The sequence below is a fragment of the Klebsiella sp. 4_1_44FAA genome, assembly GCF_000238715.1.
Classification (GTDB): Bacteria; Pseudomonadota; Gammaproteobacteria; order Enterobacterales; family Enterobacteriaceae; genus Klebsiella; species Klebsiella pneumoniae.
This window is the reverse complement of the sequence record NZ_JH414807.1, coordinates 5115-31220: the sequence shown is the minus strand read 5'-3', so window position 1 is coordinate 31220 and position 26106 is coordinate 5115. Positions and strand designations below refer to the sequence as shown.

The window sequence follows — 26106 nt, the reverse complement described above, 5'->3', positions numbered from 1 at the left end:
TGGCGTTAAAAAATCGAGATATTCAGGCGTGCTGACCTTTCCTTTGCCATAAAAAGGAGGATTTAAGAAAAGAACGGAAACGTGATTAGTGCCACATTTTTTTCGTAGCAGAGGAAAATATTGGCAAATTTCGCAGAGACGGGAAGCGGAAAACAAAAACAAAAAAAGCGCCCTGAGGCGCTCTTTCGACAGTTGCTATACGCTTATTTGTTCAGTTCGGCAGTCATATGCACGCGGTTGCCGGTAAACGCTTCGGTGATTTTGTAAGACGAAGCGCCGGCAGCCTGCGCCTGTGCGGCGATTTTCGCTTCCGCGCCGTCCATTGTGGAGGCGGTTGCGGTCACGGTTTCAGCAGCGAAGGAAGCGAAAGAGGCGGCCATAGCGATTACTGCGACAAAAGTTTTGATGCTTTTCATGATATAAACCCTTTCATTTAGTTGTTTAGATAAGGCGCTGTGCCTTGATGTGTTAAATAGTAGCCCGCACATCGCTAAACAAAAAGCGGAAGGATTTGCTGTCATTGTTCAAATTTATTGACCAATATTTAACCCGCAATTAAACGCTGCGGATGGGTGTAAACTGTCGCCCTGCCCGGCTTGCAAAAGCCCACCAGCGTCAGATTGCAGCGCTCGGCAACTTCCACTGCTAAGGTGGTGGCCGCCGAGACCGCGAACAGGATCTCGACGCCGCACATCGCCGCCTTCTGCACCATTTCATAACTGGCGCGGCTGGAGACCAGCGCGGCGCCATGCTGCCACCCCTCGCCGACTTCCGCCCGCCGGCCCAGCAATTTATCCAGGGCGACATGCCGGCCAACGTCTTCAAACCCCCCCGCCAGTTCGCCCGTCAACCGGACCCACGCGGCCGCGTGAGTACAGCCGGTGAGCCGGCCAACCGGTTGAAAGTCGTTAAGATGCGCCAGGGCCTGATCGAGATTGGCTAAATCGAACGACTGAGTGAACGGCAGCGGCTGGACCGGCTTACCAATATCATTGAGCTGCTCGACGCCGCATACGCCGCAGCCGGTGCGCCCGGCCAGCGCGCGACGCCGGGCTTTGAGGCCCATAAAACGCCGGCTGGAGAGCTCAATCTGCACCTCAAGGCCGTTGCACACCGCTACCACGTCCATGCCGAAAATCTCCCGCCGGTGCTCGATAATCCCTTCGGATAAGGAGAAGCCGACGGCGAATTGCTCCAGATCTTTCGGGGAGGCCATCATCACCACGTGGGAGATACCGTTGTAGACCAGCGCGACGGGCACCTCTTCCGCTAACTCATCTGGCTGAGGGTGTTGCAGATCCTCGCGTTTCCAGAGGGAGACCTGGCGATATCCTGTGACATTCGTCACATTTTTGATTTGTTCGAGAGGCTTCTTGTTCACTTTGCTTTAACCGTATTGGAACAGGCATACACACAATGTGGTATTCTGTTTTTATCCCTTCAGGAATGAGGGAAATTTGCCCTAATTCTGAACCTTTGCGGCCTTCACCGCAAAGCAAATAACTACATGTGACAATGTCGAAACAAGGAGCGAACCATGCAGGTCAGCAGAAGGCAGTTCTTTAAGATCTGCGCTGGCGGTATGGCGGGAACCACGGCAGCAGCGCTGGGCTTTGCCCCGGCAACTGCGCTCGCGGAGACACGGCAGTACAAATTGCTGCGCACGCGCGAAACCCGTAACACCTGCACATACTGTTCTGTCGGCTGTGGGCTGTTGATGTATAGCCTCGGCGACGGCGCGAAAAACGCCAAAGCATCCATTTTCCATATCGAAGGCGATCCGGATCATCCGGTCAACCGTGGTGCGCTCTGTCCGAAAGGGGCTGGTCTGGTGGACTTTATCCATTCTGAAAGCCGCCTGAAATTCCCGGAATATCGCGCGCCAGGCTCCGATAAATGGCAGCAAATCAGTTGGGACGAAGCGTTCGATCGCATCGCCAAGCTGATGAAAGAGGACCGCGACGCCAACTTTATCGCGCAAAACGACGCCGGCACCACCGTCAACCGCTGGTTGACGACCGGGATGCTGTGCGCCTCCGCCTCCAGTAACGAAACCGGCTATTTAACGCAAAAATTCACCCGCGCCCTCGGGATGCTGGCGGTGGATAACCAGGCGCGTGTCTGACACGGACCAACGGTAGCAAGTCTTGCTCCAACATTTGGTCGCGGTGCGATGACCAACCACTGGGTTGATATTAAAAACGCCAACCTGGTCGTAGTGATGGGCGGTAACGCCGCAGAAGCGCATCCGGTGGGGTTCCGCTGGGCGATGGAAGCCAAAATTCATAACGGCGCCAAGCTCATCGTTATCGATCCGCGCTTTACGCGTACGGCGTCGGTGGCTGATTTCTATACCCCGATTCGTTCCGGTACCGACATTACCTTCCTGTCGGGCGTGATCTTGTATCTGCTGAATAACGAAAAATTCAACCGCGAATACACCGAAGCCTACACCAACGCCAGCCTGATCGTGCGTGAGGACTATAGCTTCGAGGACGGGCTGTTCAGCGGCTATAACGCAGAAAAACGCCAGTACGACAAAACCAGCTGGAACTATGAGCTGGACGAAAACGGCTTCGCCAAACGCGATACTACGCTGCAACATCCGCGCTGCGTCTGGAACCTGCTGAAGCAGCATGTTTCCCGTTATACCCCGGATGTGGTCGAAAACATCTGCGGTACGCCGAAGGCTGACTTCCTCAAAGTCTGTGAATACATTGCTGAAACCAGCGCGCCGGATAAGACCGCATCGTTCCTGTACGCTCTCGGCTGGACCCAGCACTCCATCGGTGCGCAGAATATCCGCACCATGGCGATGATCCAGCTGCTGCTCGGCAACATGGGGATGGCGGGCGGCGGCGTCAACGCCCTGCGCGGCCACTCCAATATCCAGGGTCTGACCGACCTCGGCCTGCTCTCCACCAGCCTGCCAGGCTACATGTCGCTGCCGAACGAAAAACAGGCCGACCTGCAGACCTACCTGACGGCTAACACGCCGAAGCCGCTGCTGAAAGACCAGGTCAACTACTGGGGCAACTATCCGAAGTTCTTCGTCTCCATGATGAAAGCCTTCTTCGGCGACAAAGCCACCGCGGAAAACAGCTGGGGCTATGACTGGCTGCCGAAGTGGGATAAGAGCTACGACGTTCTGCAGTACTTCGAGATGATGAATCAGGGCAAAGTGAATGGCTATATTTGCCAGGGCTTTAACCCGGTCGCCTCGTTCCCGAACAAAAACAAGGTCGTCGCTTCCCTGTCGAAGCTGAAGTTCCTCGTGACTATCGACCCGCTCAATACCGAAACGTCCACCTTCTGGCAAAACCATGGTGAGTCGAACGATGTCGATCCGGCGAAAATCCAGACCGAAGTGTTCCGTCTGCCCTCCACCTGCTTCGCCGAAGAGAATGGGTCTATCGTCAACTCCGGCCGCTGGCTGCAGTGGCACTGGAAAGGCGCGGACGCCCCGGGGATCGCCGTCACCGATGGTGAAATTCTCGCCGGTATCTTCACTCGCCTGCGTAAGATGTATGCCGAAGAGGGTGGCCCGGCGCCGGAGCCGGTGCTCAACATGACGTGGAACTACTCCACGCCACACGAGCCGGCATCGGAAGAAGTGGCGATGGAAAGCAACGGTAAAGCGCTGGCGGATATCACCGACCCGGCAACCGGCGCGGTGATCGTCAAGAAAGGCCAACAGCTGAGCTCCTTTGCGCAGCTGCGAGATGATGGCACCACCTCCAGCGGCTGCTGGATCTTCGCCGGGAGCTGGACGCCGGAAGGTAACCAGATGGCGCGCCGCGATAACGCCGATCCATCCGGTCTCGGCAATACCCTGGGCTGGGCCTGGGCCTGGCCGCTCAACCGCCGCATCCTGTATAACCGCGCCTCCGCGGACCCGCAGGGTAAACCGTGGGATCCGAAGCGTCAGTTGCTGAAATGGGACGGCGCCAAATGGGGCGGCGTGGATATTCCGGACTACAGCGCCGCCGCGCCTGGCAGCGACGTCGGTCCGTTTATCATGCAGCCGGAAGGGATGGGCCGTCTGTTCGCTATCGACAAGATGGCGGAAGGACCGTTCCCGGAACACTACGAGCCGTTTGAAACGCCGCTCGGAACCAACCCGCTGCACCCGAACGTGGTCTCTAACCCGGCCGCTCGCGTCTTCAAAGGCGATCTCGAGCAGATGGGTAAGGCCGAGAAGTTCCCGTACGTCGGCACCACTTACCGTCTGACCGAGCACTTCCACTACTGGACCAAGCATGCGCTACTTAACGCCATCGCCCAGCCGGAACAGTTCGTGGAGATCGGGGAAAAACTGGCGAATAAGCTCGGCATCGGCCACGGCGATACCGTGAAAGTTTCCTCCAACCGCGGCTATATCAAAGCCAAGGCGGTGGTGACCAAACGTATTCGCACGCTGAAAGTTGACGGTAAGGATATCGATACCATCGGCATTCCTATTCACTGGGGCTATGAGGGCGTGGCGAAAAAAGGCTTTATTGCCAATACCCTGACGCCGTTCGTCGGTGATGCGAATACGCAGACGCCGGAGTTCAAAGCTTTCCTTGTGAACGTGGAAAAGGTGTAACGGAGACGACTTATGGCTTACCAATCGCAAGATATTATTCGTCGTTCCGCGACTAACGGTTTCACCCCCGCGCCTCAGGCGCGGGACCACCAGCAGGAGGTGGCGAAGCTTATCGACGTCACCACCTGTATCGGCTGTAAAGCCTGTCAGGTGGCCTGCTCCGAATGGAACGATATTCGTGATGAAGTCGGTCACAATGTCGGGGTGTATGACAACCCGGCGGACCTGACCGCCAAGTCATGGACGGTCATGCGCTTCTCGGAGGTGGAACAAAACGACAAGCTGGAATGGCTCATCCGCAAGGATGGCTGCATGCACTGCGCGGACCCGGGCTGCCTGAAGGCCTGCCCGTCAGAAGGCGCGATCATTCAGTACGCCAACGGCATTGTCGACTTCCAGTCCGAGCAGTGCATCGGCTGCGGCTACTGTATCGCCGGCTGTCCGTTCGATGTACCGCGTCTGAACCCGGAAGACAACCGCGTCTACAAATGTACCCTGTGCGTAGACCGCGTGACCGTCGGCCAGGAGCCTGCCTGCGTGAAAACCTGTCCGACCGGCGCAATCCACTTTGGCTCCAAAGAGGATATGAAAACGCTGGCCGGCGAACGCGTGGCTGAGCTGAAAACCCGCGGTTATGACAATGCGGGCCTGTACGATCCGGCCGGCGTCGGTGGCACCCACGTCATGTACGTGCTGCACCATGCCGACAAGCCGAATCTGTACCACGGCCTGCCGGAAAACCCGGAGATCAGCCAGACCGTCAAGTTCTGGAAAGGCATCTGGAAACCGCTGGCGGCCGTCGGCTTCGCCGCGACCTTCGCAGCCAGTATCTTCCACTACGTCGGCGTCGGTCCGAACCGCGCGGAAGAGGAAGAGGACAATCTGCATGAAGAGAAAGACGAGGTGCGCAAATGAAAAGACGTGACACCATCGTGCGCTACACGGCGCCGGAACGCATCAACCACTGGGTCACCGCCTTCTGCTTCGTCCTGGCGGCGGTGAGCGGGTTAGGCTTTTTCTTCCCGTCCTTTAACTGGCTGATGCATATCCTCGGCACGCCGCAGCTGGCGCGAATTCTCCACCCGTTCGTCGGGGTGGTGATGTTCGCGTCGTTTATCATCATGTTTTTCCGTTACTGGCATCACAACCTAATCAATCGGGATGATATCTTTTGGGCGAAGAATATTCGTAAGATCGTCGTCAACGAGGAGGTGGGCGATACCGGGCGCTATAACTTCGGCCAGAAATGCGTATTCTGGGCGGCGATTATCTTCCTGGTACTGCTGCTGGTGAGCGGTGTGATCATCTGGCGTCCGTATTTTGCGCCGGCTTTCTCAATCCCGGTGATCCGATTTGCGCTGATGCTGCATTCATTTGCCGCAGTGGCGTTAATTGTGGTTATCATGGTGCATATCTACGCCGCCCTCTGGGTGAAAGGCACCATTACCGCGATGGTGGAAGGCTGGGTTACCAAAACGTGGGCGAAGAAACATCACCCGCGCTGGTACCGAGAGGTCCGCCAGAAACAGGAAAAGTCATCTGAATGAGTATTCGCATAATCCCGCAAGACGAGCTGGGTTCGAGCGAGAAACGCACGGCGGAAGCAATTCCGCCGTTACTGTTCCCCAGGCTGAAAAATCTGTATAACCGCCGCGCTGAACGCTTGCGCGAGCTGGCCGCTAATAACCCGCTAGGCGATTACCTGCGCTTTGCCGCGCTGATTGCCCATGCCCAGGAAGTAGTGCTGTACGACCATCCGCTGCAGATGGATCTCACCGCCCGCATTAAAGCGGCCAGCGAACAGGGCAAGCCGCCGCTGGATATCCACGTCCTGCCGCGCGACAAGCACTGGCACAAGCTGTTGCACTCGCTGATTGCCGAGCTGAAGCCGGAAATGAGCGGCCCGGCGCTGGCGGTCATTGAGAATCTGGAAAAAGCCTCTGAGCAGGAGCTGGAGCAGATGGCCAGCGCGCTGTTTGTTTCCGATTTCGCCTCCGTCAGTAGCGACAAAGCGCCGTTTATCTGGGCTGCGCTGTCGCTCTACTGGGCGCAGATGGCCAGTCTGATCCCAGGAAAAGCGCGCGCCGAATACGGCGAACAGCGCCAGTTCTGCCCGGTGTGCGGCTCGATGCCGGTCTCCAGCATCGTGCAAATCGGCACCACTCAGGGGCTGCGCTATCTGCACTGCAACCTGTGCGAAACTGAGTGGCACGTAGTACGCGTCAAGTGCAGCAACTGCGAGCAGAGCCGCGACCTGCACTACTGGTCGCTGGACAACGAGCAGGCGGCGGTGAAAGCCGAAAGCTGCGGCGACTGCGGAACCTACCTGAAGATTATGTATCAGGAGAAGGATCCGAAAGTCGAAGCCGTCGCCGACGATTTGGCCTCCCTGGTGCTCGACGCCCGCATGGAACAGGAGGGCTTCGCCAGGAGCTCAATTAACCCGTTCATGTTCCCCGGCGAAGGGGAGTAAGTTCTGCAGTATGATTTCGGGCGGCTCTTGTCGCCCGTTTTCCTTCTTGTGACACGAACGTGCGCAGGGATTATTCACACGCGTCACTGACCGTTATCAGAGGCCAACCTTTGGCTGGAGATATTCGTTTCAGACGAGTCTGTCGCTCACTTGTCGTCCTCCTGCCACTCGAATTATTCAGGGTGGATTTCGTACGGCGTGACTACGCCAGGAATACCGGCAAAATCCTTCGTATTCCGCGTAATTAGTTCCAGACGATGGAGTTGCGCCGTCGCCAGAATGATGGCATCCGGCAGCTTAAGCTTATACTCCTGCCGCAGCGCAACGCTTCGCTCTGCAATATCCTGTGAGATGTTAATGATATTAAAGGTGCTCAGCGCCATTCGCGTGCGCTGCTCCTGGTGATATTTTTTAGCGCCAACCATCACCTCCATCCAGGTTATCAGACTGATCGCATTCTGCGGTGGCCAGGCCTCCAGCGCCTGTTTGGCTTCGCGACGCCCGCTAAATAAATCAATAAGAATATTGGTATCAAAAAGCGCAGATCCGGAGGTCATTACCACTCCTTGCGTAGCTGACGTTGATATTCCATGCCGTCTTCTTCGCAGTCTTGCCACAGACCCAGCGCACTGGAGATGGTATCTTTAGCTCGATCTTGTTTCTCCAGATATTGTTCAACCGCTTCACGTAACAGTTCCGCTCGCGGAATGTTACGCTGCACTTTGAGGTCATCGAGACGTTGAATGACATCGTCTGATAAATCGAGAAGAATTCTGCCCATATCCCTTTCAGCCATCATGCTCATATATACCTCAAGTATATCATCAGTGATGAAGTTATGAGCAATCTAGAGCTTTTGGAATCGGAAACAAACAGGATTTTGTCAGGTAAACTCTTTTTTGCGAGCCGCTTTCCATAATGCACAGGCGACCTCAACAGGCCTGTCTTTTCGCCATAATCCAGGCTATAACACTGGATATTAAAACAGTACAAGGAACTTCATATGGCGCTGGAAAAAGGGATTGCTTCGCTGGTTGAGGCATTTATTGCGGCAGGTCGTCCGTCATCACGCGATCAGCATATTGATGATCGGAGGGCCGGCTATATCGCCAGTGCGGTACTCGCCGGGGAGACGGAAACGCGAGTGCGGGTGGAGGATATCACCCTGGAGGGTATGCACTTCCGCGTCGTTTCACCGCCCACAGCCGACGGCCTGCTACCCACGCTTATCTACTACCACGGCGGCTGTTTTGTCAGCGGCGGCTTTACCACCCACGATAACCAACTCCGTCAGTTAGCCATGTTCAGCGGTTGCCGGGTGATCGCTGTACAGTACCGCCTGGCGCCGGAGCATACCTTTCCGGCGGCGCACGATGACGCAGAACAAGGTGTCATGATTATCCACCGGCACGCGGAGCAGCTTGGCGTTGACGCATCACGTATCACCCTGGCTGGCGACAGCGCCGGCGGGCACCTCGCTCTGGTCACGGCCCTGCGCCTGAAAGCGGCGGGAGCATGGCAACCTGCACAGCTTATCCTGATTTACCCGATGCTCGACGCTACCGCCAGCATGGCAAGCTACGCCAGCAACGGCGAGGATTACATCATTACCCGGGACACGCTGCTTAGCGGCTACGAAATGTATTTAGCGGCCACACCCGCTACCCATCCGGATGCCTGCCCGCTCTGGCGCGAAGATTTTAACGGGCTGCCACCGGTACACATTCTGACGGCGGAGTTCGATCCTTTACGTGATGAGGGCGAAGTGCTGTACCGAAGGCTGACGGAGCAAGGGGTGGAGAGTTCCTGTCAGCGCTATCTGGGGGTGATCCACGGCTTCTTTCAGCTGGGAGGCGTCAGCAACGCCGCGCGTGATGCCATGCGGGATATCGCCTGGCGTGTGGCATCGCCAGGACGATAACTGCCGCAGGCGCTTACTCTTCCTCGTTGCCGCCCTCTTCGTACGAGCCAAAGGGCTTCGCCGGCAACACGATGTAGATCCCCTCGAAAACGGCGCCCTGTTTATCGTCGCCAAAAAGCTCCACCTGCATTTGCACGCGGGCTTTACGCCCGCGCGCCAGTCGGTCGAGATCGCCGCTCAGAGAACCGAGGTCGGCGATGGCGCTGGGGCGGCCGCTAATAGGCTGGCTGTAGCGGATATGCGCATCCGCCAGAATAATGGTGCCTCCCAGGTGCCGCTCGCGCAGCATCAGCCAGATAAGCCCCCATCCGGTTAAGGTAGCGAGCGAAAATAGGCTGCCGGCGAACAGCGTATGGTGCGGATTCTGGTTCCCCGCCTCCGGCATGGTGGTAATAAATTTCTGCCCGGTGTACTGCTGAATACGTACGCCCATTTTTTCACTCAGCGGAATATGCTGATACCACGCCTGCTGGAGCTGTGCGCACCAGTCGCCGCGGTGCAAAATATCGTCCAGCGACGCGACCGGTTTGATCATCAGAAAATGACGGATCGGCGTGGTGGTCGGGGTGGTGATCTCCCCCTGATTGACAAATCCGAGCTTGGCGAAAAATTCCACCGCATCTTCGCGCGCGCTGCAGGTAACCCGCTTAACCCCTTCCTGACGCGCGACGGACTCCAGGGTCATCGCCATCAGCGTACCCAGCCCTTTATCCTGCACCGAGGGATGCACAGCCATAAAGCGGATGGAGGCTTCATTCTCCGCATTGATATATAGCCGGCCGACGGCAACCAGGTTGCCCTCTTCATCCACTACCATCTGATGATGCGCCATCGCATCCCAGGCGTCACGTTCCGATCCCTTAGGCTGATGCAGCGGCTTACGCAGCATCTCCCAGCGGAACTGGTAGTAGCTCTCTAACTCTTCTGCTGTTTGCGGTACACGAAGGTGATACATAGTCGTACTCTCTTTTGTTACCCGCAGCCTGCCCGGAAGCTGGGTCATACCTGCAACCAAAAGGTCACGGGACCATCATTGACCAAAGAAACCTGCATATCCGCAGCGAATCTTCCGGTCTGGGTGTGCATTTCCTGCTGGCGACAGCGGGCGACGAAATACTCATACAGCGCCTCAGCGCGGTCAGGGGCAGCGCCTTTCGAGAAGCTCGGTCGCATCCCCCGCTCGGTATCGGCCGCCAGCGTAAATTGCGAAACCACCAGCACGCTGCCGCCCGCCTGCTGGACATTCAGGTTCATTTTCCCTTCCGCATCACTGAAGATGCGGTAGCCCAGCACGCGTTCACAAAGGCGATTCGCCTTTTGTTCATCATCGTCTTTCTCGACGCCCAGCAGCACCAGAAGCCCCGGGCCAATTTCGCCCGTCACCTCGTCCGCCACGGTAACGCTTGCACGGGATACGCGTTGAATTAATGCAATCATGGTTGTTCTGTTTCTTCTGTTTTAAGTTTGCGGTATTCACCGAGAGTGACAGTAATTTCAGCGCCAAGCAAGACGATACACCAGGTCCAGTACACCCAGACGAACAAAATCGGCACCACCGAAATCACGCCATAAATTAGCTGATAGGACGGAAAGGTGGTGATATAGAGGGCAAACGCCTTTTTACCTGCCTCAAACAGCAGCGCCGCCACCAGCGCCCCGATCACCGCGTCGCGGTTACGTACCTGGGTAGTCGGTACAATACTATAGAGCAGCCAGAACGCTGCCCAGGAGAGGATCAGCGGAAATAGGCGGAGCAGATTATCAATTACGCCGTCCAGGTCGCTTGCCCAGCGCAGCGACAGCAGATAGGAACTGATCGCCAGGCTGGCGCCCGCCAGCAGCGGGCCGAGGGTCAGGATCATCCAGTAAACGGCAAAGGAATAAACTTTGGGGCGGCTGCGCGTGCTGCGCCAGATGGTGTTTAGCGCGCTGTCGATCGAGTACATCAGCAGCAGCGAGGTGACGATCAGGCCAAAGGCGCCTACGGCGGTCATGCGGCTGGAGTTGGCCACGAACTGCTCGATATATCCCTGGATTACATCCCCGGTCGCCGGAATAAAATTGGCGAAGATAAAATGACGGATCTGCACGCTGACTTCGGAGAACATAGGAAAGGCCGCAAACAGCGCGAACACGACGGCAATCAGCGGCACCAGGGACAGTAATGACACATAGGCGAGGTTCCCCGCCAGAGTGGTCATATGGTCTTCATCAATGCGCCGCCACAGCAGCTTTAGCCACGCCAGCAGCGGCCGGGTATGGTGGAGTAATTTTTGATGAACGGTTTTTAGCATAGCTGTTTCGCGAAATAGTCAGGGATGGTCTCCTTACCAGTCACCAGGATACTGGTGATCCCCAACCGGTTGGCCCCTGCTATATTATCGACGTTATCATCAAAAAAGACCGTATCTGCGGCGGAAAACCCCTCTTCTTCCAGTACTCGCAGATAAATTTGCGCTTCAGGCTTACGCAATCCCATCTCCTGCGACAGATAAATGCGATCGGCGGCCGCGCGCACTTCCGGGTATTCATCGGGCCAGAACGTGGTGTGCAGACGATTGGTATTGGAGAGCACCACCACCCGATGCCCCTGGGCACGAAGTTTATGCATGATGGTAATCACCTCCGGGCGCAGCGCGACAAACACCGCCTGCCAGCCGTGAGCAAACTGTTCATAGCTGAGGGGCATATTCATTTCATGGCACATGGCGGCGGCAAAGTCTTCATCGCTGAGCTCGCCGCGCTCATGCTGATGGAAAGCCTCACCCATGGTGAAATGCTGCTTCAGCGTCGCCAGCGGGATGCGGGTTAAATCGCTCCAGGCTCCCAATACCCGGTTGAAGTCAATGTCGACAATCACATTACCTAAATCAAAGATATAGAGCATTTTTGTCTCCTTCCGCGCCGTGGAAAATTAACTTTAGCGGGAAAGGCTGGATTTGACTATTGGCGTGTGATGCAGGAATGAAAAAAAGAAACCCCGCCGGAGAGGCGGGGTTTAGCGAACAACAAGAAGAAAAAATTACTCTTCTTTTGCACCGCGCATCGCGCGTTTACGGTCGTTCTCGGTCAGGTGACGTTTACGGATACGGATAGAGGTCGGAGTAACTTCTACCAGTTCGTCGTCATCGATGAACTCCAGAGCCTGCTCCAGGGTCATCTTAACCGGCGGAACCAGAACCGTGGCTTCGTCAGTACCAGACGCACGCATGTTGGTCAGTTTCTTACCGGTCAGGCAGTTTACCGTCAGGTCGTTGGAACGGCTGTGAATACCGATGATCTGGCCTTCGTAAACTTCAGCGCCGTGGCCGAGGAACAGCTTACCGCGATCCTGCAGACCGAACAGCGCGAACGCTACCGCTTTACCCTGACCGTTGGAGATCAGTACGCCGTTGTTACGCTGGCCCACTTCGCCCGGACGAACGTCGTCGTAGTGGCTGAAGGTGGAGTACAGCAGACCGGTACCGGAGGTCATGGTCATGAACTCTGAACGGAAGCCGATCAGACCGCGGCTTGGGATCACGTAGTCGAGACGTACGCGGCCTTTACCGTCCGGATTCATGTTTTTCAGGTCGCCTTTACGCTCGCCCAGCGCCTGCATGACAGAACCCTGGTGCTGCTCTTCGACGTCCAGCGTCACGTTCTCGAACGGCTCTTGTTTACGGCCGTCGATTTCGCGGAAGATAACTTTCGGACGGGAAACCGCCATCTCGAAACCTTCACGACGCATGTTTTCAATCAGAACGGACAGGTGCAGTTCACCACGGCCGGAAACGCGGAACGCATCAGCGTCTTCGGTTTCTTCAACGCGCAGCGCCACGTTGTGCACCAGCTCTTTATTCAGACGGTCCAGGATCTGGCGAGAGGTAACGAACTTACCTTCTTTACCGCAGAACGGAGAGGTGTTGACGTTGAAGAACATGGAAACGGTCGGCTCATCAACGGACAGGGCCGGCAGCGCTTCGACATTCTGCGGGTCGCAGATGGTGTCGGAGATGTTCAGCTCGCCCAGACCGGTGATCGCGATGATGTCGCCAGCTTCAGCTACGTCGCTCTCAATTCGCTCCAGACCCAGGTGAGTCAGTACCTTACCGACTTTACCGTTACGGGTTTTGCCTTCGCTATCGATGATAGTGACCTGCTGGTTCGGCTTCACTTTACCGCGCTTGATGCGGCCGATGCCGATAACACCAACGTAGTTGTTGTAGTCCAGCTGGGAGATCTGCATCTGCAGCGGACCGTCAAGATCAACGTCCGGCGCCGGCACGCGATCGACAATCGCCTGGTACAGCGGGGTCATGTCGTCAGCCATGTCTTCGTGATCCAGACCCGCGATACCGTTCAGCGCGGACGCGTAAACGATCGGGAAGTCCAGCTGTTCGTCGGTCGCATCGAGGTTAACGAACAGGTCGAACACCTGATCGACAACCCAGTCCGGACGCGCGCCCGGGCGGTCAACTTTGTTGATGACCACGATCGGTTTCAGACCGTGGGCAAAAGCTTTTTTGGTCACGAAGCGCGTTTGCGGCATCGGGCCATCAAAGGCATCTACCACCAGCAGCACAGAGTCAACCATGGACATAACACGCTCAACTTCACCTCCGAAGTCGGCGTGCCCTGGGGTATCAACGATGTTGATACGGTAATCATTCCATTTGATTGCGGTGTTTTTCGCGAGGATGGTAATCCCACGCTCTTTCTCCAAATCGTTGGAGTCCATCACACGTTCTTGTGCTTCAGTACGTGCGTCGAACGTACCGGATTGCTGTAGCAGCTTGTCAACCAGGGTAGTTTTACCATGGTCAACGTGCGCGATGATGGCGATATTACGCAGATTTTCGATCACAACTTTGCCTCAGGCATTAGAAATAGCGCGTTATTGTACACGTATTAAGCGAAGGACTGAACAGGATCACAAACATCCTCCGCAAACAAGTATTGCAGAGTTTCTTTGTGACCGCTTTCACGGAGCGATAAAAGGGCACCGTAACAAAAATTGCACCAAAATGGTGCTCAATGTTCACACTGAAGCACTATTTTGGTGCATTATCTCCATCATGGTGCAGTCCTTTTGCACTATGGTGCGCATGATACAGCGTTTTATGGGGCATTTAAAAGTTGGCACAGATTTCGCTTTATATTTTTTAAGGCAACAACGCCACTTTTAAGCAGTATGAAGTTTTCGTTACCACGACGACAATGACCAATCCGGGAGAGTTTAAGTATGTCCGCTGAACACGTTTTGACGATGCTGAACGAGCACGAAGTGAAGTTTGTCGATCTGCGCTTCACCGATACCAAAGGTAAAGAACAGCACGTCACGATTCCGTCTCATCAGGTAAATGCCGAATTCTTCGAAGAAGGCAAAATGTTTGATGGCTCCTCGATTGGTGGCTGGAAAGGTATCAACGAATCTGACATGGTCCTGATGCCGGACGCGTCCACCGCGGTCATTGACCCGTTCTACGAAGAACCGACCCTGATCATCCGCTGCGATATCCTCGAGCCAGGCACCCTGCAGGGCTATGACCGTGACCCGCGCTCCATCGCGAAACGCGCTGAAGAGTACCTGCGCGCCACCGGCATCGCTGATACCGTCCTGTTCGGGCCAGAACCAGAATTCTTCCTGTTCGACGACATCCGCTTTGGCGCCTCTATCTCCGGCTCCCATGTCGCGATCGATGACATTGAAGGTGCGTGGAACTCCTCTACCAAATACGAAGGCGGTAACAAAGGTCACCGTCCGGGCGTGAAAGGGGGTTACTTCCCGGTTCCGCCAGTAGACTCTTCTCAGGACATCCGTTCCACCATGTGTATGATCATGGAAGAGATGGGTCTGGTTGTTGAAGCCCATCACCATGAAGTAGCAACCGCAGGTCAGAACGAAGTGGCAACCCGCTTCAATACCATGACCAAAAAAGCGGATGAAATTCAGATTTACAAATACGTTGTTCACAACGTCGCTCACCGCTTTGGTAAAACCGCGACCTTTATGCCGAAACCGATGTTCGGCGACAACGGCTCCGGCATGCACTGCCATATGTCTCTGGCGAAAAACGGTACCAACCTGTTCTCCGGCGACAAATACGCCGGTCTGTCTGAGCAGGCGCTGTTCTACATCGGCGGCGTAATCAAACACGCTAAAGCCATCAACGCCCTGGCGAACCCGACCACCAACTCCTACAAGCGTCTGGTCCCGGGTTACGAAGCGCCGGTTATGCTGGCTTACTCTGCCCGTAACCGCTCTGCCTCTATCCGTATTCCGGTGGTGACCTCTCCGAAAGCGCGTCGTATCGAAGTGCGCTTCCCGGACCCGGCTGCCAACCCGTACCTGTGCTTTGCGGCGCTGCTGATGGCTGGCCTTGATGGTATCAAGAACAAAATCCATCCGGGCGAAGCAATGGATAAAAACCTGTATGACCTGCCGCCGGAAGAAGCGAAAGAGATCCCGCAGGTTGCCGGCTCTCTGGAAGAAGCCCTGCAGGCCCTGGATGCTGACCGCGAGTTCCTGACCGCTGGCGGCGTGTTCACCAATGACGCTATCGATGCCTACATCGCCCTGCGTATGGAAGAGAACGACCGCGTACGCATGACTCCGCATCCGGTTGAGTTCGAACTGTACTACAGCGTCTAATTTTGCTGTAAATCCAGGGTATGTCGTGTTGTGGCGCGAGATGCCCGGGATATTTTGTTGCCGTGGAAACTTTCAGCCCATCTCAGGATGGGCTTTTTTCTCCACCAACACGCTGATCTCGCGAGCTTTTTACCGATAAAAAGCTATACTGCACTAAATTGGTGCACTCATTTTCAGGAGACTGTCGAATGGCAACAGGCACACTGCCCGATGCTGGGCAGATCCTTAACTCCCTTATCAACAGTATTTTACTGGTCGATGATGACCTGGCGGTGCACTTTGCCAACCCTGCGGCGCAGCAGCTGCTGGCGCAGAGCTCGCGCAAACTGTTTGGCACCCCATTACCTGAGCTGTTGAGCTATTTTTCGTTGAATATCGGGCTGATGCAGGAGAGCCTGCAGGCGGGCCAGGGATTTACCGATAACGAAGTGACGCTGGTTATCGATGGCCGTTCGCACATCCTGTCGTTGACCGCCCAGCGGCTGCCGGAAGGCTTTATTCTGCTGGAAATGGCGCCGATGGATAATCAGCGCCGCCTGAGCCAGGAGCAGCTACAGCATGCGCAGCAGGTCGCCGCTCGCGACCTCGTCCGCGGCCTGGCGCATGAGATAAAAAACCCGTTAGGCGGCCTGCGCGGCGCGGCCCAGCTGCTCAGCAAAGCGCTGCCCGACCCGGCGCTAACGGAATATACCAAAGTGATCATTGAGCAGGCCGACCGGCTAAGAAATCTGGTCGACCGCCTGCTCGGACCACAGCATCCGGGCATGCACGTTACCGAAAGCATCCACAAAGTCGCCGAACGGGTAGTTAAACTGGTTTCCATGGAGTTGCCGGACAACGTGAAGTTGATCCGCGATTACGACCCCAGCCTACCAGAGCTACCCCACGACCCGGATCAAATTGAACAGGTGTTGCTGAACATCGTCCGTAATGCGCTGCAGGCTCTGGGGCCGGAAGGGGGCGAAATTATTCTTCGCACCCGCACCGCTTTCCAGCTGACGCTGCACGGGGTGCGTTATCGCCTCGCCGCCCGCATCGACGTTGAAGATAATGGCCCGGGTATTCCGCCCCATCTCCAGGATACGCTGTTCTATCCGATGGTCAGCGGCCGCGAAGGCGGTACCGGCCTGGGCTTATCTATCGCCCGTAGCCTTATCGATCAGCACTCCGGCAAAATTGAATTCACCAGCTGGCCGGGTCATACCGAATTTTCGGTATACCTGCCTATTCGGAAGTAGAGGTGTTTATGCAACGAGGGATAGCCTGGATCGTTGATGACGATAGCTCCATCCGCTGGGTGCTTGAACGCGCGCTCACCGGAGCCGGCTTGAGCTGCACAACGTTCGAAAGCGGCAATGAGGTGCTAGATGCCCTCACCACCAAAACCCCGGATGTACTGCTGTCAGATATCCGTATGCCGGGAATGGATGGTCTGGCGCTGCTCAAACAGATTAAGCAGCGCCATCCAATGCTTCCGGTCATCATAATGACCGCGCATTCCGATCTGGACGCCGCGGTCAGCGCTTATCAGCAGGGCGCGTTTGATTATTTGCCCAAACCTTTTGATATCGATGAAGCCGTCGCCCTCGTCGACCGGGCGATAAGCCACTATCAAGAGCAGCAGCAGCCGCGAAATGCGCCGATAAGTAGCCCAACCGCCGACATCATCGGCGAAGCGCCAGCCATGCAGGATGTCTTTCGCATTATTGGCCGCCTGTCGCGCTCATCCATCAGCGTGCTGATCAATGGTGAATCCGGTACCGGTAAAGAGCTTGTCGCACATGCCCTGCATCGCCATAGTCCACGCTCAAAAGCGCCGTTTATCGCGCTGAATATGGCGGCGATCCCCAAGGACCTGATTGAGTCCGAGCTGTTCGGCCATGAAAAAGGAGCCTTTACCGGCGCCAATACCGTCCGTCAGGGTCGCTTTGAACAGGCTGACGGCGGTACGCTGTTCCTGGATGAAATTGGCGATATGCCGCTTGATGTCCAGACTCGTCTGCTGCGCGTGCTGGCGGATGGCCAGTTTTATCGCGTGGGCGGTTACGCGCCGGTGAAGGTCGATGTGCGGATCATCGCCGCCACCCACCAGAACCTGGAACAGCGCGTGCAGGAGGGGAAATTTCGTGAAGATTTGTTCCACCGCCTGAACGTCATCCGGGTGCATTTACCGCCGCTGCGTGAGCGCCGGGAAGATATTCCACGCCTGGCCCGCCATTTTCTGCAGATAGCCGCCCGCGAGCTCGGCGTTGAAGCCAAACAGCTGCATCCGGAAACGGAGACAGCGCTGACCCGCCTGGCGTGGCCAGGCAACGTCCGTCAGCTGGAAAACACCTGTCGCTGGCTCACCGTCATGGCCGCCGGCCAGGAGGTGCTGACGCAGGATCTGCCGAGCGAACTGTTTGAGACCACGATTCCTGATAGCCCAACGCAGATGCAGCCTGACAGCTGGGCGACGCTGCTGGGTCAGTGGGCCGATCGGGCGTTGCGATCCGGTCATCAAAACCTGCTCTCAGAAGCGCAACCCGAAATGGAGCGCACGCTGCTAACGACCGCCCTGCGCCATACTCAGGGGCACAAACAGGAGGCTGCGCGCCTGCTGGGATGGGGACGTAATACCCTGACGCGTAAGCTAAAAGAATTGGGTATGGAGTAGGGTTCAACAGCATGATGAAAAATAGCCGATCGGCGCAAAGTGCTGCTATTTTGTACTTTACTGTTCCGATGAGTTGAGTATGATCGTGCCCGGCATTAGGGGAGAGCATCATGTTTGAATCACTGGTGAGTATGATATCGAGCGGCGCCGCTGCGAGTCACACGCCACAAACGGCAGTCGCTGCCGTGCTGTGCGCTGCGCTGGTCGGGCTGTTCAGCTAATTGTTCCCCCTCTCCTGCGGGAGAGGGGGAAAATATTAAATAACCCGTGAGAACTGCTGCATCCGGGCCTTTTGCCGTAGGTAGGCATCAAAGCACATACAGATGTTGCGGATCAGCAGGCGGCCTTTCGCCGTCACCTGAATGACCTTATCATCCACAGCCACCAGCCCGTCATGCGCCAGCGGCGCCAGCAGCTTCAGATCCTCGGCGAAATAAGACGCAAAATCCACGTCCCACTGCGCCTCGACCGCCGCGATATCCAGCTGGAAGTTACAGATCAACGCTTTAATCACGTCGCGACGCAGACAGTCATCGCGAGTTAACGCGATCCCGCGCCACAGGGCGTTCCCTTGCTCTGCTACCTGCTGGTAGTACTGCTTGAGCTCTTTTTGGTTCTGGGCGTAGCTGTCGCCAATCATGCTGATCGCCGAAACGCCCATCCCCAGCAGATCGGTATCGCCCTGAGTGGTGTAGCCCTGGAAATTACGATGCAGTACGCCGTGACGTTGCGCGACCGCTAATTCATCATCGGGACGGGCGAAATGGTCCATGCCGATAAACTGATAGCCTGCCGTCGTCAGCGAGCCGATGGTTTCCTGCAGGATCTCCAGCTTCTGCTCAGCGGAGGGCAGATCGGCATCTTTAATCTTCCGCTGAGCGGCAAAGAGCGTGGGCAGATGCGCATAGTTAAACACGCTCAGGCGGTCAGGATTGAGCTCGGCGACCTTTTGCAGGGTAAAGGCGAAGCTCTCCGGCGTTTGCTTCGGCAGGCCATAAATGAGGTCGATATTGGTCGAGGTAAAACCAATCTCCCGCGCATGGTTGAGCAAATCAAAGATGAACGCTTCGTCCTGCTCACGGTTAACCAGACGCTGAACCTCTTTATTGAAGTCCTGTACGCCCATACTCAGGCGGTTGAAACCCTCAGCGCGTAAATGATCGAGGACATCCAGCTCGATTTCACGCGGATCGACCTCAATGGAGATCTCGGCTTCCGCGCTGAAATGGAAATAGCTGCGCAACAGATCCATCAGGCGACTGATTTGCGCCTTATTGAGATAAGTTGGCGTGCCGCCCCCCCAGTGCAGTTGCTTCACCTGGCGAGTGGCAAACAGCGGCGCGCGGTGGATGATCTCCTGTTCAAGGACATCGAGATATTGATCGGCCTTATGCTGCTGGCGGGTGACTATCTTATTGCAGCCGCAGAAATAACACAGCTTATGGCAAAACGGGATATGCACGTACAGCGACAGGGGACGCTGTGGGTAACGGGCCACAGCGGCATCGAATTCCGCCGCGCCAAATTGCGGTGAAAACTCCAGCGCGGTGGGATACGAGGTATAGCGCGGCCCGGAATAGTTATATTTCTGGATCAGGGCCAGATCCCAGTCGATTATCTGCTCAGACATGCTCACTCCTTCCGATGGTGCCGCCGACGGGTACGCCGTCCCGGCCCCACCGCACCGCGGGTCATGAGCCGGTTGCGCAGCCATTTCTGACGCCGCGACAACCGTCGTAGTTTAACGAATAACCACAGCAGATAACATATAACCAGAAGAGTTATAAGGAGTACCGGGAATCCGATGGGATGCAAATGTTAGTTTCCACCCTTCAGCAGACGCATCATATCTTCCTGACGCTCTTCCTCTTCTTCATCTTCATCATCGTAAGAGAGGCCGAGCTGCTGCATCAGCTCATCAATGCGATCCAGTTTGGCGTCCACCCAGCTCTGCTCTTCAGCATTCAGGGTGCCGCCCTCTTCCAGACGTTCCAGCAGCGCGTCCAGGCGCTCATCATTCTCCAGCAACTCCAGCTCAGCCTGCGGTGAAAGCATAGGTTTCTCGCTCTTTGGTTTATGCTGCTTGGGAGCTGGAACGCTGCTTTCGCTCACGCCCAGCGGGATCGGTTTTTTGCTACCCACGCGCGGATCTTGCGCCTGACGCTGTTTTTTACCCGCTGAAGCCGCATCGCCGCCGTTCGCGCGACTGCCTGCCGCGTGGCCACGATGTTTCTTCTGCCGTTTGCGATCGCGAGCTTCCTGATTTAACTCTTCACGCGACTTGCGGCCGGATTTGCCACGGGTGGCGGATGTCGGTTTTTTCATGATGTGTAATCTTCAGACAGTAGTATTCAGTATAGAATTGAGGCGGAATCTAGCAGAAAGCAAGCAAAGAAAAAAGGCGACAGATTACTCTGTCGCCTTTTTCCTCACTGACCACCCTTAACGGGCTCTTCTTTCCCTGTTCGCTAACGACTCACCCTGTCTTTCCCTTAGCGTCCAACGGTCCCTGTTTCTTCCTTTTCCCTGTAAAACGTCTCCAAGACGCGCGTCATCCTGACTATCCTGTGGTCTTCGCCTCCTGGCGCTTCCTGACTCCTCGTCCTGAGTCCTAATCCTTTCAGCATCCCCGCCGTTGTGTATTACTTTACCTTGTTGACAAAAATCGACAACCAGTCTGGCAGTTAAAAATCTATTTTCAGAATTCTCTATTTCTATAATTGATTAATTTTCAATACTTTAAATATGTTTTGTCTTATTTTCCTCAGGTATGTCCTATACAAAGAATAGTCAATGTCTCACAAACCATATGGTTTTTACTTACAGGAACGGCGTGCGGTAAAAACAGCCTTTTTCTGCTGTTCAGGTATAATCCCTGCCATAGCCTGTTTTAACGGAGACGACCGTCTTGACCAACTGGAATTATCAACTGACGCACTTTGTCACTAGCGCGCCAGATATCCGCCATCTTCCTGCCGATACCGGTATTGAAGTGGCGTTCGCCGGCCGCTCCAACGCGGGAAAATCCAGCGCGCTGAATACGCTGACTAATCAGAAGAACCTGGCGCGTACCTCCAAAACCCCGGGGCGTACGCAGCTGATTAACCTGTTCGAAGTCGCTGAGGGCAAGCGCCTTGTCGACCTGCCCGGCTATGGTTATGCGCAAGTACCCGAAGAGATGAAGATCAAGTGGCAGCGCGCGCTGGGGGAATACCTGGAAAAACGTCTGTGCCTGAAGGGTCTCGTGGTGCTGATGGACATACGTCATCCGCTTAAAGATCTCGATCAGCAGATGATCGAATGGGCGGTAGAGAGCGATATTCAGGTGCTGGTACTGCTCACCAAAGCCGATAAGCTCGCCAGCGGCGCGCGTAAAGCGCAAGTGAATATGGTGCGTGAAGCGGTACTGGCCTTCAATGGCGATGTCCAGGTTGAACCCTTCTCTTCGCTGAAAAAATCTGGCGTCGATAAGCTGCGACAGAAGCTGGATAGCTGGTTTAACGAAATCCCGCCGCAAGAAGCCGTCGAAGACGCCGAGTAACCCCCGCTTTTTCCGGATAACGGCGCGTAGCGCCCTATCCGGACGTTCATACTACGTTGTTTTCACAGCCTAAAACTTTTCTTTCGCGCAATAAAAAACGCCCCGGTCATAAATGACCGGGGCGGCTAAAATATTCAGCCAAATCCGATTACGTGAAGTAAAAGGTCTGAAAGATAGAACATCTTACCTCTGTACCCTACGCGAATAACTTTACTCTTCTTTCGCTCACGGATAAAGCATTTTTTGTAGTTTTTTTTCACTATTTACATAGCAAATTCAAATGATCCTCACAAAACTCTATAAGTTATGTTGCTTACTTACAGAAAATCGCGTTGCGCTTTGTATACTTAGTGCGCTTGATCCCAGTTTTCGCCGCTGCCCACTTCCACCAGCAACGGTACCGCCAGCGTAGTGCTGTTCTCCATCAGTTCGTGGATCTTTTTCGATACGGCATCGAGCTCATCCTTATGCACTTCAAAGACCAGTTCATCGTGAACCTGCATGATCATCCGCACGCGAGGTTTCTCGCTCCGCAGCCATTCATCAACGGCAATCATCGCCCGCTTGATAATATCCGCAGCCGTCCCCTGCATCGGGGCGTTAATCGCCGCACGCTCCGCGCCGGCACGACGAGCGCCATTGCTGGACTTGATATCCGGCAAATAGAGTCGACGGCCATCCAGCGTTTCAACATACCCTTGCTCCTTCGCCTGTGCGCGGGTGCGCTCCATATACTCCAGGACGCCCGGATAACGTTCGAAATAAAGATCCATGTACTTCTGCGCTTCTTTACGCGGGATGTTCAGCTGGCGGGCCAGGCCAAAGGCGCTCATGCCGTAGATCAGACCGAAGTTGATGGCTTTCGCACTGCGCCGCTGTTCGCTGCTGACGCTGTCCAGCGGTAAGCCAAATACTTCAGCCGCCGTCGCCCGGTGAATATCCTTCCCTTCCGCGAAGGCGGTCAGCAGGCCTTTATCCCGCGACAGGTGCGCCATAATGCGCAGCTCGATTTGCGAGTAGTCCGCCGAGACAATGACGTAATCTTCCGGCGCGATAAACGCCTGGCGAATACGGCGCCCTTCTTCGTTACGCACCGGAATGTTTTGCAGGTTTGGATCGGTAGACGACAAACGGCCGGTGGCGGTGACCGCCTGATGATAGGAGGTATGCACGCGGCCCGTTTTGGGGTTAATCATCAGCGGCAGCTTATCGGTATAGGTAGACTTCAGCTTCGCCAGCCCACGATACTCCAGAATCACTTTCGGCAACGGATAATCGAGCGCCAGCTCTTCCAGCACCTCTTCAGAGGTGGACGGCGCACCGCCCGGCGTCTTCTTCAGCGGCTTGATACCCTGTTTTTCAAACAGGATCGTTTGCAGCTGTTTGGTGGAGGAGAGATTAAACGCTTCCCCGGCGATCTCATGTGCCCGCTGCTCCAGCTCAACCAGGCGCTGGGCAATTTCCTGCGAGTGCGCATGCAGCACGGCGGGGTCGATTTTAACGCCGTTGCGCTCAACGCGAGACAGCACCGGCACCAGCGGCATTTCAATGTGCTGGAAGATATTCAGCGGGCCTTCATGCTGCTGTAGCTTCGGCCACATCTTCAGATGCAGCTGGAGCGTAACGTCGGCATCTTCCGCCGCATAGCGACCAGCCTCTTCCAGCGCAATCTGGTTAAAGGTGAGCTGATTCTTACCCTTGCCAGCAATCTCTTCGAAGGTAATGGTTTTATGTTTCAGCCAGCGGTCGGAAAGACTGTCCATATCGTGGCGGCCCGCCACGCTGTCGAGAATGTAAGACTCGAGCATGGTATCGAACGCAATCCCGCGCAGCTCAATGTCGTAATTAGCCAAAATGCCGCGATCGTATTTGAGATTTTGCCCGACCTTGAGCACCTTCTCATCCTCCAGCAGCGGTTTAAGCAGCGCCAGCACGCGCTCGCGCGGGATCTGATCCGGCGCATCAAGATAATCATGCGCTACCGGGACATAGGCGGCCACGCCTGGCTCAACAGCGAATGAAAGACCAACCATGTTGGCGGAGATGTTATCCAGGCTGTCGGTTTCCGTATCAAAGGCAAAGAGCGGCGCCTGCTTCAGCTTATCGATCCAGGTGAGCAGCGTAGCCTCATCAAGGATAGTGACATAATGCTCTGCTGAAAGTGCAGTAGCGGCTTCAACCTCTTCTTCCGCTTCTGCCGCTGCTGCAGGCGCTGCAGGTTTCGCAGCCGGTTTGCCCCCCTTAGCCTGCAGCCATTTTCCGGCCTCAACGTCGGTGGTCCAGCGCTTAAATTCATACTGTCTGAACAGCGCCAGCAGATCGTCTGCCGCCGGCGGCTGCACCTCCAGCTCTTCGCAGGTGAGCTCCAGCTCGACGTCGGTTTTGATGGTCGCCAGCTGATAAGAGAGATAAGCCACGTCCTTGTTCTGCTCGAGCTTCGCCGCCATCGTTTTCGCGCCGCGGAAGCTCAGTTCAGCGATCTTCTCCGGTTCCGCATACAGCGTATCAAGGCCGCCGAGGCCTTGCAGCAGCGCCTGGGCGGTCTTTTCGCCCACGCCCGGCACGCCGGGAATGTTATCCGAGGAGTCGCCCATCAGCGCCAGGAAATCAATAATCAGCTCCGGCGGGACGCCGTACTTAGTAACCACCTCATCCGGCCCGAGGATAGTGTTGGTCATGGTATTGATCAGGGTGATGCCCGGCGTCACCAGCTGGGCCATGTCTTTATCGCCGGTGCTGATCAGGACTGGGCGACCTGCCCTTTCCGCTTCCCGCGCCAGGGTGCCAATCACATCGTCAGCTTCGACGCCCGGGACTGCCATCAGCGGCAGCCCCATCGCTTTCACCATCTTATGCAACGGCTCAATCTGCGCGCGCAGATCGTCCGGCATCGGCGGGCGGTGAGATTTGTAATGCTCGAACAATTCATCACGGAAGGTTTTCCCTTTCGCATCAAAGACCACGACGGCATGAGTCGGTTGATACTGCAGTATCAAACTGCGCAGCATATTCAGTACGCCGTACATAGCCCCGGTGGGCTCCCCTGCGCTGTTAGTCAGCGGCGGAAACGCATGATACGCCCGATAAAGATAGGAGGAGCCGTCAACGAGGATGAGAGGGTTTTCTGGGATCTGAACCATAATTTCCGTGCCTGTTTATCAGATTATGGATAAAGGATGCCACAGACGGGCATGAAATCCTGAATTTTTCCCGCAATTCGCGGAAAAGATTCAACGATCGTCGCGATCGCGCGACAACTTAGCTTGTGGATAACTTTGTGCATAGTTTTACAACGTCAGCTTATCCGCCCCTGAAAATAAATGAATAAATAGTATTATTTACTATTTATCAACCACTTAAAAACAGATCAACGATCCTGGCATGAATTTGATGACCTAATCTTCCATGTGGATAGAAGATCCTTGTTTTTTTCTGTGCTGGTAAGACCCGTCATTTGCCGCGTTTTCTGGTAAAATCAGCCTCTTGCGCAGCTTAAAGGCGCTCTTTGTCAGCCTAACTTTCTGAATAAACTAACTATGTCGAGATTACTCGCTGCGATAACACTTCCGCTGAGTATCGCCTTAACCATCTTAGTCACCATTATCTGCTCTGTACCGATCATCGTCGCCGGGCTGATTAAACTGCTGGTCCCCATTCCAGCGGTATGGCGCTCTATATCCGTTTTTTGCAATTTTATGATGTACTGCTGGTGCGAAGGGCTGGCGCTGCTGTTGCATCTCAATCCCTGGCTAAAATGGGACGTCCAGGGTCTGGAAGGCCTGAACAAAAAGAACTGGTATCTGCTGATCAGCAACCACCACAGCTGGGCAGACATCGTGGTGCTGTGCGTGCTGTTCCGCAAGCATATTCCGATGAATAAGTACTTCCTTAAACAACAGCTGGCGTGGGTACCCTTCATTGGCCTCGCCTGCTGGGCGCTGGATATGCCTTTTATGCGCCGCTACTCGCGCAGCTATCTTATTCGTCACCCGGAGCGCCGCGGTAAAGATGTCGAAACCACCCGCCGTTCGTGTGAAAAATTTCGCGCGCATCCGACGACTATCGTCAATTTTGTGGAAGGCTCGCGTTTTACCGAAGAAAAAAAGGTGATGCTGCCAACTTACTGATTTAGTGTATGATGGTGTTTTTGAGGTGCTCCAGTGGCTTCTGTTTCTATCAGCTGTCCCTCCTGTTCAGCTACTGACGGGGTGGTGCGTAACGGCAAAAGCACTGCCGGACATCAGCGCTATCTCTGCTCTCACTGCCGTAAAACATGGCAACTGCAGTTCACTT

Annotated in this window: 23 protein-coding genes and 1 pseudogene; 12 read left to right on the top strand and 12 right to left on the bottom strand. The window is 55.4% G+C overall.

The window, feature by feature from the left end; genetic code table 11:
• Positions 1-203: 203 nt before the first annotated feature.
• On the bottom strand, positions 204-416 hold the full coding sequence (locus HMPREF1024_RS02940; RefSeq protein ID WP_002882830.1) for a YdgH/BhsA/McbA-like domain containing protein: 213 nt from the start codon (positions 414-416) through the stop codon (positions 204-206).
• Between the two features lie 128 nt (positions 417-544).
• Positions 545-1381 (bottom strand): formate dehydrogenase accessory sulfurtransferase FdhD, encoded by an 837-nt coding sequence (fdhD, locus tag HMPREF1024_RS02945; RefSeq protein WP_002882828.1) that lies wholly within the window; start codon positions 1379-1381, stop codon positions 545-547.
• 156 nt (positions 1382-1537) lie between these two features.
• Here fdhD and fdnG point away from each other — a divergent pair, with 156 nt between their 5' ends.
• The 4 genes from fdnG to fdhE are packed head-to-tail and all read left to right on the top strand — an operon-like array spanning position 1538 to position 7061.
• Entirely contained in the window at positions 1538-4588 is a 3051-nt protein-coding gene (fdnG, locus tag HMPREF1024_RS02955) for a formate dehydrogenase-N subunit alpha (protein WP_148672067.1), read from the top strand.
• A 12-nt stretch (positions 4589-4600) separates the two neighbouring features.
• On the top strand, positions 4601-5503 hold the full coding sequence (fdxH, locus tag HMPREF1024_RS02960) for a formate dehydrogenase subunit beta (protein ID WP_002882822.1): 903 nt from the start codon (positions 4601-4603) through the stop codon (positions 5501-5503).
• Positions 5500-6135 carry a formate dehydrogenase cytochrome b556 subunit gene (gene fdoI / locus HMPREF1024_RS02965; protein ID WP_002882818.1) on the top strand — a complete coding sequence of 212 codons (636 nt, stop codon included), beginning with the start codon at positions 5500-5502 and terminating at the stop codon, positions 6133-6135. The genes fdxH and fdoI overlap by 4 nt, the downstream gene beginning before the upstream one ends.
• On the top strand, positions 6132-7061 hold the full coding sequence (gene fdhE, locus HMPREF1024_RS02970; RefSeq protein WP_004150358.1) for a formate dehydrogenase accessory protein FdhE: 930 nt from the start codon (positions 6132-6134) through the stop codon (positions 7059-7061). Before fdoI ends, fdhE begins: the two co-directional genes overlap by 4 nt.
• Before the next feature lie 173 nt (positions 7062-7234).
• Here fdhE and HMPREF1024_RS02975 read toward each other — a convergent pair whose 3' ends face one another.
• Together HMPREF1024_RS02975 and HMPREF1024_RS02980 are read right to left on the bottom strand one after the other, a co-directional pair.
• Positions 7235-7618: a type II toxin-antitoxin system VapC family toxin gene (locus HMPREF1024_RS02975; RefSeq protein ID WP_002882817.1), complete on the bottom strand. Its 384-nt coding sequence runs from the start codon at positions 7616-7618 to the stop codon at positions 7235-7237.
• Entirely contained in the window at positions 7618-7860 is a 243-nt protein-coding gene (locus HMPREF1024_RS02980) for a CopG family transcriptional regulator (protein WP_004150355.1), read from the bottom strand. Before HMPREF1024_RS02980 ends, HMPREF1024_RS02975 begins: the two co-directional genes overlap by 1 nt.
• 204 nt (positions 7861-8064) lie before the next feature.
• On the opposite strand from HMPREF1024_RS02980, the gene HMPREF1024_RS02985 reads away from it, so the two are divergent.
• Positions 8065-8982, top strand: coding sequence for an alpha/beta hydrolase (locus HMPREF1024_RS02985; RefSeq protein WP_009309725.1), 918 nt, complete (start codon positions 8065-8067; stop codon positions 8980-8982).
• A gap of 13 nt (positions 8983-8995) precedes the next feature.
• Here HMPREF1024_RS02985 and fabY read toward each other — a convergent pair whose 3' ends face one another.
• The 5 genes from fabY to typA all read right to left on the bottom strand — a co-directional run bounded on the left by fabY (position 8996) and on the right by typA (position 13828).
• Positions 8996-9937, bottom strand: coding sequence for a fatty acid biosynthesis protein FabY (fabY, locus tag HMPREF1024_RS02990; RefSeq protein ID WP_004178031.1), 942 nt, complete (start codon positions 9935-9937; stop codon positions 8996-8998).
• A 44-nt stretch (positions 9938-9981) separates the two neighbouring features.
• Positions 9982-10419: a D-aminoacyl-tRNA deacylase gene (gene dtd, locus HMPREF1024_RS02995; protein WP_002882809.1), complete on the bottom strand. Its 438-nt coding sequence runs from the start codon at positions 10417-10419 to the stop codon at positions 9982-9984.
• A complete protein-coding gene (locus HMPREF1024_RS03000) occupies positions 10416-11276 on the bottom strand; it encodes a virulence factor BrkB family protein (RefSeq protein WP_004146232.1) in 861 nt (286 codons plus the stop codon). The genes dtd and HMPREF1024_RS03000 overlap by 4 nt, the downstream gene beginning before the upstream one ends.
• Positions 11270-11869, bottom strand: a complete 600-nt coding sequence (gene yihX, locus HMPREF1024_RS03005) for a glucose-1-phosphatase (protein ID WP_004151865.1) — start codon at positions 11867-11869, stop codon at positions 11270-11272. The genes HMPREF1024_RS03000 and yihX overlap by 7 nt, the downstream gene beginning before the upstream one ends.
• A 135-nt stretch (positions 11870-12004) precedes the next feature.
• Complete coding sequence (gene typA, locus HMPREF1024_RS03010) at positions 12005-13828, bottom strand: ribosome-dependent GTPase TypA (RefSeq protein WP_002882755.1); 1824 nt, start codon at positions 13826-13828, stop codon at positions 12005-12007.
• Positions 13829-14206: 378 nt separating this feature from the next.
• On the opposite strand from typA, the gene glnA reads away from it, so the two are divergent.
• From glnA to HMPREF1024_RS30850, 4 genes are all read left to right on the top strand, one after another.
• Positions 14207-15616: a glutamate--ammonia ligase gene (gene glnA / locus HMPREF1024_RS03015; protein WP_002882753.1), complete on the top strand. Its 1410-nt coding sequence runs from the start codon at positions 14207-14209 to the stop codon at positions 15614-15616.
• A 188-nt stretch (positions 15617-15804) separates the two neighbouring features.
• Positions 15805-16854, top strand: coding sequence for a nitrogen regulation protein NR(II) (glnL, locus tag HMPREF1024_RS03020; protein WP_004146229.1), 1050 nt, complete (start codon positions 15805-15807; stop codon positions 16852-16854).
• 8 nt (positions 16855-16862) lie between these two features.
• Complete coding sequence (gene glnG / locus HMPREF1024_RS03025; protein ID WP_002882749.1) at positions 16863-18272, top strand: nitrogen regulation protein NR(I); 1410 nt, start codon at positions 16863-16865, stop codon at positions 18270-18272.
• A gap of 110 nt (positions 18273-18382) precedes the next feature.
• Positions 18383-18493 (top strand): YshB family small membrane protein, encoded by a 111-nt coding sequence (locus HMPREF1024_RS30850; RefSeq protein WP_004152951.1) that lies wholly within the window; start codon positions 18383-18385, stop codon positions 18491-18493.
• Positions 18494-18528: 35 nt separating this feature from the next.
• Here the strand turns inward: HMPREF1024_RS30850 and hemN are convergent, their stop codons facing one another.
• Together hemN and yihI are read right to left on the bottom strand one after the other, a co-directional pair.
• A complete protein-coding gene (gene hemN, locus HMPREF1024_RS03030) occupies positions 18529-19902 on the bottom strand; it encodes an oxygen-independent coproporphyrinogen III oxidase (protein ID WP_009309724.1) in 1374 nt (457 codons plus the stop codon).
• Positions 19903-20090: 188 nt separating this feature from the next.
• On the bottom strand, positions 20091-20597 hold the full coding sequence (gene yihI, locus HMPREF1024_RS03035) for a Der GTPase-activating protein YihI (RefSeq protein ID WP_009309723.1): 507 nt from the start codon (positions 20595-20597) through the stop codon (positions 20091-20093).
• Between the two features lie 583 nt (positions 20598-21180).
• Between yihI and yihA the strand changes: the two genes are divergently transcribed.
• Complete coding sequence (gene yihA / locus HMPREF1024_RS03040) at positions 21181-21813, top strand: ribosome biogenesis GTP-binding protein YihA/YsxC (protein WP_002882734.1); 633 nt, start codon at positions 21181-21183, stop codon at positions 21811-21813.
• A gap of 347 nt (positions 21814-22160) precedes the next feature.
• On the opposite strand, the gene polA is transcribed toward yihA, so the two are convergent.
• Positions 22161-24953 carry a DNA polymerase I gene (polA, locus tag HMPREF1024_RS03045; RefSeq protein ID WP_002882729.1) on the bottom strand — a complete coding sequence of 931 codons (2793 nt, stop codon included), beginning with the start codon at positions 24951-24953 and terminating at the stop codon, positions 22161-22163.
• 396 nt (positions 24954-25349) lie between these two features.
• Here polA and HMPREF1024_RS03050 point away from each other — a divergent pair.
• Positions 25350-25919: pseudogene (locus tag HMPREF1024_RS03050) on the top strand (acyltransferase); the annotation flags it as partial.
• 54 nt (positions 25920-25973) lie between these two features.
• Positions 25974-26106: IS1 family transposase (locus HMPREF1024_RS29420; RefSeq protein WP_001349871.1), on the top strand; the 133-nt coding region annotated here is incomplete at its 3' end.